Below are 14313 nucleotides of genomic sequence, written 5' to 3'. Positions count from 1 at the left end.
GAACCTCCTGACCATCACAAGCGGACTGAAAAGTCCGCGCTATACCCAGCCTTGGAGCAAAAAAAAAGGCGTGAGTTCAATACTCACGCCTTCTTTGTAACTGCGGATCAACAAACACCCATCAAGGGCGGTCGTCGATCTCCTTGTCGGTTGCGACAGGAGGGATCAGGTCCTCGCTGCTGAGGTTCAGCCAGATCAGCACCACGTTGGCGATGTAGATCGACGAGTAGGTACCCGCCAGGACGCCGATAAACAGCGCCAGGGAGAAGCCCCACAGGTTGTCGCCACCGAAGATCATCAGTGCGGCAATCGCCAGCAAGGTGGAGATCGACGTCGCCATGGTGCGCAACAGGGTCTGGGTGGTGGAGATGTTGATGTTTTCGATCAACGTCGCCTTACGCAGCACCCGGAAGTTCTCGCGAACCCGGTCGAATACCACGATGGTGTCGTTGAGTGAGTAACCAATGATCGCCAGCACCGCCGCCAATACTGTCAGGTCGAAGGTAATCTGGAAGTACGCCAGGATGCCCACGGTCACGATCACGTCGTGGATCAGCGAGACAATCGCACCGACACCGAACTTCCACTGAAAGCGGAATGCCAGGTAGATCATGATGCCGGCCAGCGCCATCAGCATGCCGAGGCCGCCCTGGTCGCGCAGTTCTTCACCGACCTGCGGGCCGACGAACTCGACACGCTTGACCGACGCCGGGTTGTCGCCACCGACCTTGAGCAAGGCCTCGGCCACCTGGTGACCCAGTTGCGGGTCTTCGCCAGGCATACGCACCAGCAAGTCGGTAGTCGCGCCAAAGCTCTGCACGATGGCCTCCTGATAACCGGCCTCGTTCAGTTGGGTACGCACCTTGGCAACGTCGGCCGGCTTCTCGTAGGTCAGCTCGATGAGCGTACCGCCGGTGAAGTCCAGACCGTAGTTCAGACCCTTATGAAACCAGCTGAACAACGCCAGGACAGTAAGGAGCACAGTGACGCCGAACGCAACGTTGCGAACGCCCATGAAGTTGATTGTACGTAACATGGCAGCCCCTTAAATCCACAACTTCTTGAAGTCACGCCCGCCATAGATCAGGTTGACCATTGCGCGGGTCACCAGAATGGCCGTGAACATCGAGGTAAAGATACCCAGGGACATGGTCACCGCAAAACCTTTGACCGGGCCGGTGCCCATGGCAAAGAGAATCCCGCCGACCAGCAAAGTGGTCAGGTTGGAGTCGAGAATAGCGGTAAATGCCCGGCCGAAACCTTCGTTGATTGCCCGTTGTACGCTCATGCCCGCCGCGATCTCTTCACGAATCCGCGAGAAGATCAGTACGTTGGCGTCCACCGCCATACCCATGGTGAGTACGATACCGGCGATACCCGGCAGGGTCAGTGTAGCCCCCAGCAGCGACATCAAGGCCAGCAACATGACCATGTTCCCCGCCAGCGCAACGGTGGCGATCACGCCAAAGAAGCGATAGATGGCGATGATGAACAGGGAAACAAACAACATGCCCCACAGCGCCGCATCGACGCCCTTGGTGATGTTGTCGGCACCCAGGCTTGGACCGATGGTGCGTTCTTCAGCAAAGTACATCGGTGCCGCCAGGCCACCGGCACGCAGCAACAGGGCCAGCTCGGAAGACTCACCCTGGCCGTTCAGGCCGGTGATACGGAATTGAGCACCCAGCGGCGACTGGATGGTCGCCAGGCTGATGATCTTCTTCTCTTCCTTGAAGGTCTGGACCGCCACGTCTTTCTCGACGCCGTTGACCATTTGCTTGACGTAGGTGGTCACCGGGCGTTGCTCGATGAAGATCACCGCCATGCTGCGACCGACGTTGCTGCGGGTGGCGCGGTTCATCAGTTCGCCACCATGACCATCCAGGCGGATGTTCACTTCAGGCGTACCGTGCTCACCGAAACCGGCCTTGGCGTCTGTCACCTGGTCGCCCGTGATGATCAGGCTACGCTCGATCTGCGCAGAAGGACGATTGCCCTCACGGAACTCGAAAGTCTCGGAAGTGGCCTTGGAAGCACCCGGCTCGGCGGCCAGGCGGAACTCAAGGTTGGCGGTCTTGCCGAGGATCCGCTTGGCTTCAGCGGTGTCCTGCACGCCTGGCAGCTCGACCACGATGCGGTTGGCACCCTGGCGCTGAACCAGAGGCTCGGCCACACCCAGCTCGTTGACGCGGTTACGTACCGTGGTCAAGTTCTGCTTGATGGAGTATTCACGGATTTCCGCCAGCTTGGCCGGGGTCATCGCCAGACGCAGCACCGGCTGACCATTGAGGTCGGCAGGCACAATGTCGAAATCGTTAAAGCTCTTGCGAATCAGGGCACGCGCCTGTTCACGGGCGGCCTCGTCAGCAAAGCCCAGCTGGATCGCACCGTTGAGCTGCGGCAGGCTGCGATAACGCAACTTCTCTTTGCGCAGCAGGCTCTTCACATCGCCTTCGTAGACTTTCATGCGCGCGTCGAGGGCTTTGTCCATGTCCACTTCCAACAGGAAGTGCACACCACCGGACAAGTCCAGGCCCAGCTTCATCGGGTGTGCACCGATGCTGCTCAGCCATTTTGGCGTGGTCTGTGCCAGGTTGAGCGCGACGACATAGTCATCCCCCATCACCTTGCGCACGACATCTTTGGCCGGCAATTGGTCTTCCTGCTTGGTCAGGCGCAACAAGCCGCCCTTCGCATCAGCTGCCAATGTTGCCGCCTTGACCTGGATACCCGCGTCAGTGAGCGCTTTGCTCGCGCGTTCCAGATCAGCCTGATTGACCTGCAGCGAAGTGCTGGCGCCAGTGATCTGGATCGCAGGGTCATCAGGATAGAGATTGGGAGCGGAATAAATAAAACCGATCGCCAGCACCGCCAGGATCAGTACGTATTTCCACAGAGGGTATTTGTTCAGCATCACGCCGCCCGCTTATGACGCGGGGCGCCTTGCGCGCCCCGTCGATTGGTAAAAGTTGTTACTCAGATCGCTTTGAGCGTGCCTTTTGGCAGCGTGGCGGCGATGGCGCCTTTCTGGAACTTGATTTCAACGGTGTCGGAGACTTCCAGGACCACGAAAGCGTCGGCAACCTTGGTGATCTTGCCAGCGATGCCGCCAGTGGTCACAACTTCGTCACCTTTCTGCAAGCTGCCCAGCAGGTTTTTCTGCTCTTTGGCGCGCTTGGCCTGTGGGCGCCAGATCATCAGGTAGAAGATGACCAGGAAGCCGACCAGGAAAATCCACTCGAAACCACCGCCCATAGGACCGGCAGCGGCCGGTGCAGCGGCGTCAGCCATAGCGTTAGAGATAAAAAAGCTCATTTAGCACTCCAGTTGCAAATAGTGAATCTTAGGGTCGGGAAACTCAGTCCAAGGGCGGCACGGGAAGCCCGCGCTTGGCATAGAAGGCATCGACAAAGGCGGCCAATGTACCCTGTTGAATAGCCTCGCGCAAACCAGCCATCAGGACTTGGTAGTGACGCAAATTGTGGATGGTATTCAACATGCTACCCAGCATTTCCCCGCATTTGTCCAGATGGTGCAGATAAGCACGGGAGAAGTTCTGGCAGGTGTAGCAATCACAGGTGGGATCCAGCGGCGAATCATCATGGCGATGGAACGCGTTACGGATCTTCAGCACGCCTGTATCAATGAACAGATGCCCATTGCGGGCATTACGGGTTGGCATCACGCAATCGAACATGTCCACACCGCGGCGCACACCCTCTACGAGATCTTCCGGTTTGCCAACGCCCATAAGGTAACGAGGTTTGTCAGAAGGCATCAGGCCTGGCAGGTAGTCCAGCACCTTGATCATCTCGTGCTTGGGCTCGCCCACCGACAGGCCGCCAATGGCCAGGCCATCGAAACCGATCTTGTCCAGGCCTTCCAGCGAGCGCTTGCGCAGACTTTCGTGCATGCCACCCTGGACGATGCCGAACAGCGCGGCAGTGTTGTCGCCATGGGCATTCTTCGAACGCTGGGCCCAGCGCAGCGACAACTCCATGGAGATGCGCGCCACCTCTTCATCGGCCGGGTACGGCGTGCATTCGTCAAAAATCATCACGATGTCAGAGCCCAGGTCGCGCTGGACCTGCATCGACTCCTCCGGGCCCATGAACACCTTGGAACCGTCCACCGGCGAGGCGAAGGTCACGCCCTCCTCCTTGATCTTGCGCATGGCGCCCAGGCTGAACACCTGGAAACCACCGGAGTCGGTGAGGATCGGGCCTTGCCACTTCATGAAATCGTGCAGGTCGCCATGCTTCTTGATCACTTCCGTGCCCGGGCGCAGCCACAGGTGGAAGGTGTTGCCGAGGATGATCTCGGCGCCGGTGGCAACGATGTCACGCGGCAGCATGCCCTTGACGGTGCCGTAGGTGCCGACCGGCATGAACGCCGGGGTCTCCACGGTGCCGCGCGGGAAGGTCAGGCGACCGCGACGGGCCTTGCCGTCGGTGGCCAGTAATTCAAACGACATACGACTCATAGTTGTTCCTCTGGGCCGCGCGGCGCCGGATTACGGGTGATAAACATCGCATCACCGTAGCTGAAAAAACGGTACCCGTTATCGATGGCGGCCTGGTAGGCGGCCATGGTTTCGGGGTAACCGGCAAATGCCGAGACCAGCATCAACAGCGTGGATTCGGGCAAATGGAAGTTGGTGACCAGGCAATCGACCACATGGAACGGCCGGCCTGGGTAGATAAAGATATCGGTGTCGCCACTGAACGGCTTGAGCACGCCATCGCGCGCCGCACTCTCCAGGGAACGCACGCTGGTGGTGCCCACTGCGACCACTCGCCCACCGCGCGCCTTGCACGCGTTGACCGCATCCACGACGTCCTGGCTGACTTCCAGCCACTCGCTGTGCATATGGTGGTCTTCGATGTTATCCACACGCACCGGCTGAAACGTCCCGGCCCCCACGTGCAGGGTCACATAGGCCGTCTCGACGCCCTTGGCCGCAATCGCATCCAGCAGCGGCTGGTCGAAATGCAACCCGGCCGTCGGCGCAGCGACGGCACCAAGGCGCTGGGAGTACACCGTCTGATAGCGCTCGCGATCCGAGTCTTCGTCGGGGCGGTCTATATAAGGAGGCAACGGCATATGACCGACACGCTCCAACAGCGGCAACACTTCCTCGGCAAACTTGAGCTCGAACAACGCGTCATGGCGCGCGACCATCTCGGCTTCGCCACCGCCATCAATCAGGATGCTCGACCCTGGTTTGGGCGACTTGCTGGAGCGCACATGGGCCAGCACACGATGGCTGTCCAGCACCCGCTCCACCAGAATTTCCAGCTTGCCGCCGGAAGCTTTCTGGCCAAACAGCCGCGCCGGAATCACCCGGGTATTGTTGAAGACCATCAAGTCGCCTGGGCTCAAATGCTCAAGCAAATCAGTGAATTGACGGTGTGCAAGGGCACCGCTGACCCCGTCCAGGGTCAACAGTCGACTGGCGCGACGCTCGGCCAAAGGGTGGCGAGCAATCAGCGAATCCGGGAGTTCAAAAGTAAAGTCAGCAACGCGCATGATGGGGTTCGTCTAGCAGGGCCGGGAAGTCTAGCGGAAATAGTGAAAATAGACCATGAAACGTGATTGACCAACGGTAATCACCTCTCTATACTTCGCCGCCATTGAGCCCTGATGGCGGAATTGGTAGACGCGGCGGATTCAAAATCCGTTTTCGAAAGGAGTGGGAGTTCGAGTCTCCCTCGGGGCACCATATAGCAGTACCTGAAAGTCTCTACCAGACTCTCAGCAACAGAGAAACCGGCCACTTGAGCCGGTTTTTTTGTGTCTGGCCATCGGCCCGGCCATAGCGCAATCGCGATCGACTACCCAACCGCCACCCAATGCCCCCCGCCCACCTCGTGAAACTTCTGCACCGGCGCTTCAAAGCCCTTGCCCTTGATCGGGCTGGGTTGCTCGAACTCTTGCAGCAACGCCTTGAAGTCGCGCTTCTGATCGACATCGGGCATTGGCACCGCGCTTAACAGGCGTTTGGTGTAGGGATGCTGGGGATTGTGCAGTACGTGATCACGGCGGCCGATCTCGACAATCTGCCCGCCATACATCACGGCGACACGATGGCAGATGCGCTCGACCACGGCCATGTCGTGGGAGATGAACAGGTAGCTGAGTCGATGCTGTTCGCGCAGGTGTTCCAGCAGCTCAAGCACCTGGGCCTGTACTGACACATCGAGGGCCGAGACGGATTCATCGGCGATGATGACTTTGGGGTTGAGCGCCAATGCCCGGGCAATGCAGATACGCTGGCGCTGCCCGCCCGAGAACTGGTGTGGGTAGCGATACATGGCGTCAACCGGCATGTCGACCTGGCGCAACAGCTCGGCGACACGTTCCTGTCGTTGCGCCAGTGGCAACTGGTCATGGATCAACAGCGGCTCACCTACCAGCTCCAGGATGTTTTTGCGTGGGTTCAGGGCCGCGTAAGGGTCCTGGAAGACCATCTGGATATCACGCCGCACAGCCTGAAGCTCGGCGCCGTGCAAGCCGTTCAGTTCCTTGCCGAACAACTGCACGCTGCCTTGATAGGCCAGCATATTCATCAACGCCTTGCCGGTGGTGGATTTACCGCATCCGCTCTCCCCGACCAGCCCCAGGGTTTCGCCCTGGCGCAGTTCAAAGTTGACGCCTTCTACCGCGTGTACCTGTTTGTCCTCCTCGAACCAGCCCATGCGCACAGGAAAACGCACCGACAAGTCGCGCACCTGCAAGACCACCGGTTGCTGGCTGACGTCACCCGGCTGACCCGCCGTGCCCAGCACCGGCACCGCCGCGAGCAATTTACGGGTGTAATCGGCCTGAGGCTGGGTGAACAACTGGCGCACGGGCGCTTGTTCTTCGGTGCGGCCATGGTTCATCACCACCACCTGGTCGGCCATTTCAGCGACCACCCCCATGTCGTGCGTGATCATCAGCAAGCTGGTGCCGTAGACCTGTTGCAGCTCGCGCATCAGCTCCAGGATCTGCGCCTGGATGGTCACGTCCAGTGCAGTGGTCGGTTCATCGGCGATCAGTACCTTGGGGCGGCAGAGCATGGCCATCGCGATCATCACGCGCTGGCGCATGCCGCCGGATAGCTCATGAGGGTACTGCTGCAAGCGCTTTTCCACCTGCGGCATGCGCACTGATTCAAGCATCTCCCGGGCGCGCTGGCGCAGCGCCTGGCGCCCCAGTGGTTCGTGCCGACGCAGCGTCTCCTGCAGTTGTTGGCCAACGGTCATCAGCGGATTCAGCGATGTCATCGGCTCCTGGAAAATCATGCCTATCTGCTTGCCGCGCAAGCGTTGCAACTCGCGCTCGGGCGCGCCGATCAAGTCGCGCCCTTCAAAGCTGATCGCGCCTTCGGCCACCCGGACGGCCTTGGGCAACAGCCCCATGATCGCCAGTGACGACAGCGATTTACCACTGCCAGACTCCCCGGCAATGCACAGTGTCTGGCCGGCAAACAGGTCGAAGCTCAGGTGATCGACCACGCGCCGGGAGCTGGCCCCCATGCCGACATCAATGGACAGCTGCTGCACCGAAAGAATCGGCTGGGAGGTCCCGTTACTCATCAAAGCTCCTCACGCGTGAAGCGATAAACGCCTAGCCGTTGGCGATGAACAGCCATCAGGCAAATACGATTTTCGGGAAGTAGAACGACACGACCCAGTTGGGCAGGTCAACGATCTCGCTGATGCGCAAATCGCCACACACCGAGCACAGCATGTACGCCTGCTCCGCCGGCATATGGTGCTCACGGCACAGCCAGTCGATGGTGTTGCTGACGGCCTGACGCGCGGCTTGCATCAAGTCCGGGCCGATGCCGGTGAAGGCTTCGTAGCCCGCACCGTCCAGGTGACGGGTCACGGGGCCGGGGGTGCTGAAGCGCGGCGTTGCCAGCGGGGTGTTCTTGATCAGGTCCAGCTTCACCACTACGTCCATCGCGCTCTCGATCGCGGTACCACACACCTCGCCATCGCCTTGCGCGGCGTGAGTATCGCCAATCGACAACAAGGCGCCGCTGACCTCCACCGGCAGGTACAACGTGGTACCGGCCGACAGGTCGCGGATGTCCAAATTGCCGCCGACCCGACGCGGCGGCACCACCGAGTGCAAGCCCGCCAACGCTGGCGCCAGGCCGATGGTGCCGGCGAAGGGCTTGAGCGGCACCTTGGCGAACGTGCTGAAGGCCGCTGGGCTCAGGGCCAGTTTGTCGTAGTGCCACAGCACCAGGGCGGGGTCCGTGAACTGGTCAGCGAGCAGACCAAACCCCGGGATGTTGGCCGTCCAGCCAAAGCCACTCGGTTTGAAGCTGTCGAGGGTGATTTTCAGCACGTCGCCTGGCTCTGCACCCTCGACAAAAATCGGTCCGGTGACCGGGTTGATGGTGTCGAACGGCACCTGGGTGACATCGCTCACCGTCGATTGCGGCGTGAAGAAGCCGTTGGACGAATCCCGGCAGCAGAACTCCAGCATGGCACCTGGCGCCACCCGGGCGGTCGGTTCGATGCTGTTGTCCCAGCCGAAATGGCTGTTGACGCTGTGAATGGTCTTGACCAGGCAGTTCTGGCACATAGGGAGAAAGCTCCACGTAAAGACCACGCCCGGAAGGCGTGGTGGCTGACAGGCCAGCGCGCAGGCCGGCTGCGCTTTATTTCAGGTAGATGTAGTTGTAGTTGACCGGGATGTGCACCGGATCGACGTACAGCGCGTCGCTGCCGCCCATGCGCGAGGAGCGCACGGTGAAGCGCTGTTCGTTGAAGATCGGGACCCACGGCGCATCGGCCATCACATCGATGAAGATCTTCTTCCACAGGGCCGTACGCTCGGCCTGTTGCTCCGGCTTGGCCATGCTGTCGGCCTTGGCGGCCAGCGCATCCAGGCTCTTGTTGCAATACAGCGCCCAGTTCCAGCCACCGTCCACCGCACTGTCACAGCCCAGGATCGGCCCGTAGAAATTCGAGGGGTCCGGGAAGTCGGCAATCCAGGCCATGCCACCAGACCACACCATCGGCGCCTGGTCCTTGGAACCGCCTGCCGCAATCACGTTGGCTTGCGCCAGGGACTTGATCTTCACACGCACCCCGACCTTCGCCAGGTCTTGCTGGATAGCCTGGGCGATACGCGGCTGCGGATCGGTGTTCATCACGTACATCTCGGTGTCGAAACCCTTGTCGAAGCCGGCTTCGGCCAAGAGCTTCTTCGCGCCTTCGACATCGTAGGCGTAGCCTTTGTAGTCCTTGTCGTAGCCCGGCATCGCTGGCGGCAGCGGCTGGTTGGCCGGGACCGCGCGGCCGTTGATGATGCGCACAATGCGATCCTTGCTGATCGCCATGTTCACCGCCTGGCGCACCTTGAGGTTGTCGAAGGGCGGCAGTGTGGTTTTCAGGGTCAGGTAGCCGGTCTGCAATTGATCACCGATGACCACCAGGTTCTTGAACTTGGGATCGTTCTTGAACTCCAGGAACTTGGCCGGCGGCACACCGTCGCCCGCGATATCGACCTCGCCCTTCTGCAAGCGCAGGAGTGCGACCATCGGATCCTGACCGACTTCAAAGGTAATCGTGTCGAGGTGCGGCAGGCCTGCCTTGAAATAGCTCGGGTTCTTCTTGAACAGAATCTGTTGCCCCAGCTTCCACTCCGCCAGGCTGTAGGCGCCGGTGCCCACCGGATGCTTGCCGAAGTCCGCGCCCCACTTCTCGACCTCCTCCTTGGGTACGACAAAGGAGAAATTGATCGCCATCACCTGCAGGAATGTCGCATTCGCCGACTTGAGCGTGATCTTGACGGTGTAATCGTCGACGACCTCAATGCCCGACAAATGCTCGGCCTTGTTGGTCGTCATGTCTTCATAGCCCACGATCGAACTGAAGAAGCCCGCGCCAGGGCTCTGGGTTTTCGGGTTGACGGTACGCTCCAGGGAATACTTCACGTCGCTGGCCTTGAGTTCGCGACCGTTCTGGAACTTCACGCCTTTCTTCAAGGTGAAGGTATAGACGGTGCCATCCTCGGAGATGCTGTAGTCCGACGCCAGGTTCTTGGTCAGCTCTGTAGTGCCAGGCTTGTAGTCCATCAGCCCGTCGAACAGGCTTTTGATCATCGACCAATTCTGCCAGTCATAACCGATGGCCGGGTCGAGGGTGGCCACATCGTTTTGATAGGTAATGACGGCGGCGCCACCGTCTTTGGCGTTTGGATCAAAGTCATCGGCCAACAGATTGCCGGCAAACAATGCAGCCGCGATGGCCAAGGATAATGCTTTGCGATTCATGCTCCAGCCCCTTACCTATGGTGATGTTCTTAGTGTTTTTTGATGTCGATACGCGGGTCGACCCAAGGGATCACCAGGTCGGCGACCAGGTTGCCCAAAACGATTGCCACCGCTGAAACCGTGGTCACCCCGACAATCACCGGGATGTCGACTTGCTGGATCGCCTGCCATGTCAACTGGCCGATCCCAGGCCAGCCGAAGACTGACTCGACCACCACCAGCCCGCCCATGAAGATCCCGATGTCGATGCCGATCATCGGAATCACCGGCACGATGGCGTTGGGCAATACATGGCGCAAAACCACACGTACGCGGCTCAAGCCCTTGGCCCGGGCGGTGCGAATGAAGTCCTGGTGCAGCACCTCGATCATTGAGGAGCGCACCATGCGCGAGTACCAGCCGCTGCCGAGAATGCCCAGGGTCAGGGCCGGCAACAGCAGGTGTTTGAAGCCGCCATAACCGCCCATGGGGAACCAGTCCAACTGCACGGCGAAGAAGTACAGGAACAGCATCGCCGCGATGAACTGGGGGGCCGACACGCCGATAAACGAGAGAGCCATCAAGGCTTTGTCGGCCCAACTGTCGCGACGCAATGCGGCGATCACGCCGAGGCTGATGCCAATCAGCAGCTCGAAACCGATGCCGGCAGCCATCAATTCCAGGGACGGACGCAAGCGCGCGCCGATCAGCTCCGTCACCGGGCTGCGCTGGATGTAGGAGCGCCCGAGGTCGCCCTGCACCAGGTTGCCCAGGTAATTGGCGTACTGTTGATAGAACGGCAAGTCGAGCCCTAGCTGCATGCGGATCCCGGCCACCACTTCGGGCGTGGCACTGCGCCCGGCAATCTGGCGTGCCGGGTCAGCAGGCAGCATAAACAGCAGCAGGTACGTGATGAAGGTCACGCCAAGCAGGATCAACAGCGAGTAGCCGATGCGACGACTGATGAAGGCCAACATTCAGCTTCTCCCTTGCAGGGTAGGATCGAGTTCATCGCGCAGGGCATCGCCCACCAGGTTGAATGCCAGCGACAGCAGGACAATCGCAATGCCGGGGAAAAACACCAGCCACGGTGCCGAGGTGAAGTAGGTCTGGCTCTCGAAAATGATGTTGCCCCAGCTCGGCGTTGGCGGCTGGACCCCTACGCCCAGGTACGACAAGGTGGCTTCCAGCAACACCGTGGTCGAGATGCCCAGGGTGGCCCAGACCAGGATGGTCGGCAGCAAATGTGGCAGCAGGTGAGAGAACAGAATGCGCAGCGAACTGGCGCCCAGGGTTCGCTCTACGGCCACGAAGTCACGGGCGCTCAGGGCGATGGTTTCGGAGTAGATCACCCGGGCGATCTGCACCCAGTTGACCATGGCAATCACCAGGGCGACGATCCACACGCTGGGCTGGAAAATCGCCGACAGCGCAATCGCCAGCAGCAAGGCCGGGAACGCCATCATCAGGTCGGTGAAGCGCATCAGCGTGCTGCCGACCCAGCCGCGCAGGAAGCCCGCGCTCAACCCCACCAACGTGCCGATCAACACCGCCAGGCCATTGGCGAGCAAACCGATGAACAATGACGTCCGCGCGCCATAGATCAACCGCGACAGCAGATCACGGCCGAGTAGATCAGTGCCCAGCAGGTACGGCGTATCAGGTGGCAGGGGCGCACCTTCCAGCGACAGGCCCTCGACAAATTGCTCGGACGGGTCGTACGGGCTCATCCACGGTGCAAACAGCGCCAGTAACACGACAATCACAATGTACAACAGCGACAACGCCACCGCCGGGCGGCGAACCAAGGCACGCAACAGCCTCATAGCTGGCCCCTGCTCGGTTGCAGACGATCTGCCGCCAGATCCGCGCACAAGTCATCCAGGCTACGGTTCAGGTGCATGGACAGGCTGCGCAGACGCTCATAGGCCTCACGCTCATCAATCTGCTGCTCGACCATCAGCCGCGCCAGTGCCTGGGCCAGCAGCGGCCGTGCCAGGAGTCGTTGTTGCAGCGCGCCAATGGTCTGTGCGTCGCTGTCGAGTCGCTCACGCAGACCGATCGCCATCATCAACGTGGTGTAGACCGAGCCTTGGGTGATCGGCTTGTTCAGCAACGCCGTGGCCCCCAACTCAATGGCACGCTGGATATGCGCCAGGGTTTCGTGGGAGGTCAGCGCAACAATGGGTACGCCGGCAGCATTCAGGCGTTGCAGGGTGGTGGGGCTGGCGAAGGGCTCCAACTCGACGATGGCGGCAAAACAACCGTCGAGCGAATCATCCGCGTCCTCAAACAACTCCTGTGCAGTAATCCCCAGCCGCTGCAGGCTCTTGTGCAGATTAGCCAGGCTGCGGGGCTCGCAGTCGATCAACAGCAACCGACCTGCTTCAAAGTCCGGGCGTTTGAACAGGCTCATTTGACGATCCTCAGGCGGGGTACTGGTGCAACTGCGCGCAGACGTTGAAATTCACTCAGGTCGGTGGCGGTCAGGTAAGGGTCGGCCGGCAGTGGCCGTGCCTCACTGTGCAAGACCACAAAACGTCCTGCGCGCAGTTCAGCAATATGGCACGGCTGGCTGCTGTGGTTGTTGCGCTCGGCGATGGCCAGGCTGCCGAATACGCTGTCCTGCGGGTGGTCATACACGTAGCGGCAAATCCTATCGGGGTCATCGCTGCCACACTGTTCCAGCGCACGGGCAAACAGGTGCAGGGCCACGTACATCCCGGTATAGAAGTGCGAAATCGAGCACACCCCATGCAGCATGTGCTGTTGCTGGCTGAACGCGGGGGCGACTTCTTCAAAGAACGGGCCGCACGACAACACACGCAGGCTGCGCAGGTCGCCGACGTCACTCAGTTCAGCCTCGGTCAGGTTGCAGCTCAACACTGGCAGGCTCCAACCGACGCTATTGCACGCTGCATCCAACTGCTGCAAAAAGGCGTAGGAGGACTTCCCGATCAAGTTGTTGAGAATGAACGCCGGCCGCTCTGCCAGGAGCGTCTGGATCAACTCACTGAAGGGCGTTGCATCCAGGTGGATGTAGCGTTCCAGCAACACCTCGGCGCCGGCCACTTCGAGCACTTCACGGGCAACCCGATTACTTTCCCAACCCCAGCTGTAGTTCGAACCCAGCAGCACGGCGCGCTTACCAAACGTCTGCAGGGCGTAGCGCAACAAAGGGATCAACGTCTGGTTCGGGCAACCGCCGAGATAGAGCACATGCTCACTGCTCTCGAACCCCTCATACGGGCAGGCGTACCACAACAGGCCGGCGTTTTGCTCCAGGTCCGGAATGATCTCCTTGCGACTGGCGGAGGTAGTCGTGCCGAAGATGTGCCGGACCCCAGACTGCATCAATTCCACAGCCCCTTCGCTGTACCGGTGCAGAACACCTCGTGGATTGAGGTGGGTGGCACGCAGGACAAAGTCATAGCTGGGGTTGCCATTGATCTGCGCAAGCGCGTGAGTTGCCCCGGCCAACGCATTGCGGCCAACACTTTTGTAAGTGCCCTCGGTGGAGAGCAACAGCCCAACCTCAATGGTACGACGCATCTATTTTCCCCAAAAAAAAACCTGATCGACCAGCGGACTGGTCAATCAGGCTTCATTACCTGGCGCTCAAGGCGTGCGATGTCTGTCGGCAAGACTTAATGACCAGGGCCAGGCTTGCTCGTAGGTTTAGCTATGAAAGAAGCGTGCCATCTTTATAGTGGCCCAGGATCAGGGGCGTTCCATAGTGTGCAAGGCTCGCGTCAGCACTGAGCTGGAGCGCATTGGTCTTTCTGGGCATCAGAATGGTGCGCGCAATAGGAGACAAACTTGCGCGGACTCCGGGCGTGATTACCCCGCACAGATGTAACGTTAATTCCCATACAGTTGCCGTCGCCTTGCGCCGGATGCGGCAATACGAGACAAACATTTGCCGGAGCCCTTTCCGAGCGCCCAAAACAAAACCCCAACTGCTTTCGCAATTGGGGTTTCGGAATTTAATCTTGACGATGACCTACTCTCACATGGGGAAACCCCACACTACCATCGGCGATGCATCGTTTCAC

Annotated in this window: 12 protein-coding genes and 1 tRNA gene; 1 reads left to right on the top strand and 12 read right to left on the bottom strand. The window is 60.0% G+C overall.

Annotation, left to right across the window (positions count from 1 at the left end; translation table 11 throughout):
- Positions 1–121 precede the first annotated feature (121 nt).
- The 5 genes from secF to queA form a co-directional block, all read right to left on the bottom strand.
- Positions 122–1036 (bottom strand): protein translocase subunit SecF, encoded by a 915-nt coding sequence (secF, locus tag FJD34_RS26235; protein ID WP_032858311.1) that lies wholly within the window; start codon positions 1034–1036, stop codon positions 122–124.
- 9 nt (positions 1037–1045) lie between these two features.
- Positions 1046–2914 carry a protein translocase subunit SecD gene (gene secD / locus FJD34_RS26230; protein ID WP_032858313.1) on the bottom strand — a complete coding sequence of 623 codons (1869 nt, stop codon included), beginning with the start codon at positions 2912–2914 and terminating at the stop codon, positions 1046–1048.
- 62 nt (positions 2915–2976) lie between these two features.
- Positions 2977–3315, bottom strand: coding sequence for a preprotein translocase subunit YajC (gene yajC / locus FJD34_RS26225; RefSeq protein WP_032858314.1), 339 nt, complete (start codon positions 3313–3315; stop codon positions 2977–2979).
- A 43-nt stretch (positions 3316–3358) separates the two neighbouring features.
- Entirely contained in the window at positions 3359–4474 is a 1116-nt protein-coding gene (gene tgt / locus FJD34_RS26220; protein WP_162276351.1) for a tRNA guanosine(34) transglycosylase Tgt, read from the bottom strand.
- Positions 4475–4479: 5 nt separating this feature from the next.
- Positions 4480–5529 (bottom strand): tRNA preQ1(34) S-adenosylmethionine ribosyltransferase-isomerase QueA, encoded by a 1050-nt coding sequence (gene queA / locus FJD34_RS26215; RefSeq protein WP_090290542.1) that lies wholly within the window; start codon positions 5527–5529, stop codon positions 4480–4482.
- A gap of 108 nt (positions 5530–5637) precedes the next feature.
- Between queA and FJD34_RS26210 the strand changes: the two genes are divergently transcribed.
- Positions 5638–5722: transfer RNA gene (locus FJD34_RS26210), tRNA-Leu, on the top strand.
- Between the two features lie 112 nt (positions 5723–5834).
- Here FJD34_RS26210 and FJD34_RS26205 read toward each other — a convergent pair.
- From FJD34_RS26205 to FJD34_RS26175, 7 genes are all read right to left on the bottom strand, one after another.
- Positions 5835–7580: an ABC transporter ATP-binding protein gene (locus tag FJD34_RS26205; RefSeq protein ID WP_032858321.1), complete on the bottom strand. Its 1746-nt coding sequence runs from the start codon at positions 7578–7580 to the stop codon at positions 5835–5837.
- A 55-nt stretch (positions 7581–7635) separates the two neighbouring features.
- Positions 7636–8583: an acetamidase/formamidase family protein gene (locus tag FJD34_RS26200; RefSeq protein ID WP_032858322.1), complete on the bottom strand. Its 948-nt coding sequence runs from the start codon at positions 8581–8583 to the stop codon at positions 7636–7638.
- A 76-nt stretch (positions 8584–8659) separates the two neighbouring features.
- Positions 8660–10279 (bottom strand): ABC transporter substrate-binding protein, encoded by a 1620-nt coding sequence (locus tag FJD34_RS26195; protein WP_032858323.1) that lies wholly within the window; start codon positions 10277–10279, stop codon positions 8660–8662.
- A 29-nt stretch (positions 10280–10308) separates the two neighbouring features.
- A complete protein-coding gene (locus FJD34_RS26190; protein WP_032858324.1) occupies positions 10309–11235 on the bottom strand; it encodes an ABC transporter permease in 927 nt (308 codons plus the stop codon).
- Positions 11236–12084, bottom strand: coding sequence for an ABC transporter permease (locus FJD34_RS26185; protein WP_032858326.1), 849 nt, complete (start codon positions 12082–12084; stop codon positions 11236–11238).
- Complete coding sequence (locus FJD34_RS26180; RefSeq protein ID WP_090290541.1) at positions 12081–12674, bottom strand: ANTAR domain-containing response regulator; 594 nt, start codon at positions 12672–12674, stop codon at positions 12081–12083. The genes FJD34_RS26185 and FJD34_RS26180 overlap by 4 nt, the downstream gene beginning before the upstream one ends.
- On the bottom strand, positions 12671–13810 hold the full coding sequence (locus tag FJD34_RS26175) for a transporter substrate-binding protein (RefSeq protein WP_090290540.1): 1140 nt from the start codon (positions 13808–13810) through the stop codon (positions 12671–12673). Before FJD34_RS26175 ends, FJD34_RS26180 begins: the two co-directional genes overlap by 4 nt.
- Positions 13811–14313: the final 503 nt, after the last annotated feature.

Origin of the sequence: Pseudomonas brenneri (assembly GCF_007858285.1) — a bacterium.
Lineage (GTDB): Bacteria > Pseudomonadota > Gammaproteobacteria > Pseudomonadales > Pseudomonadaceae > Aquipseudomonas > Aquipseudomonas brenneri.
This window is presented reverse-complemented; position numbering and strand designations above follow the sequence as displayed.

Excerpts from the sequence above, each read along its gene's own strand:
- tgt (WP_162276351.1), bottom strand. The coding sequence starts at position 4,474 with ATGTCGTTTGAATTACTGGCCACCGACGGCAAGGCCCGTCGCGGTCGC.
- FJD34_RS26195 (WP_032858323.1), bottom strand. The coding sequence starts at position 10,279 with ATGAATCGCAAAGCATTATCCTTGGCCATCGCGGCTGCATTGTTTGCC.
- queA (WP_090290542.1), bottom strand. The coding sequence starts at position 5,529 with ATGCGCGTTGCTGACTTTACTTTTGAACTCCCGGATTCGCTGATTGCT.
- FJD34_RS26200 (WP_032858322.1), bottom strand. The coding sequence starts at position 8,583 with ATGTGCCAGAACTGCCTGGTCAAGACCATTCACAGCGTCAACAGCCAT.
- FJD34_RS26185 (WP_032858326.1), bottom strand. The coding sequence starts at position 12,084 with ATGAGGCTGTTGCGTGCCTTGGTTCGCCGCCCGGCGGTGGCGTTGTCG.
- yajC (WP_032858314.1), bottom strand. The coding sequence starts at position 3,315 with ATGAGCTTTTTTATCTCTAACGCTATGGCTGACGCCGCTGCACCGGCC.
- secD (WP_032858313.1), bottom strand. The coding sequence starts at position 2,914 with ATGCTGAACAAATACCCTCTGTGGAAATACGTACTGATCCTGGCGGTG.
- FJD34_RS26190 (WP_032858324.1), bottom strand. The coding sequence starts at position 11,235 with ATGTTGGCCTTCATCAGTCGTCGCATCGGCTACTCGCTGTTGATCCTG.
- FJD34_RS26205 (WP_032858321.1), bottom strand. The coding sequence starts at position 7,580 with ATGAGTAACGGGACCTCCCAGCCGATTCTTTCGGTGCAGCAGCTGTCC.
- secF (WP_032858311.1), bottom strand. The coding sequence starts at position 1,036 with ATGTTACGTACAATCAACTTCATGGGCGTTCGCAACGTTGCGTTCGGC.
- FJD34_RS26175 (WP_090290540.1), bottom strand. The coding sequence starts at position 13,810 with ATGCGTCGTACCATTGAGGTTGGGCTGTTGCTCTCCACCGAGGGCACT.
- FJD34_RS26180 (WP_090290541.1), bottom strand. The coding sequence starts at position 12,674 with ATGAGCCTGTTCAAACGCCCGGACTTTGAAGCAGGTCGGTTGCTGTTG.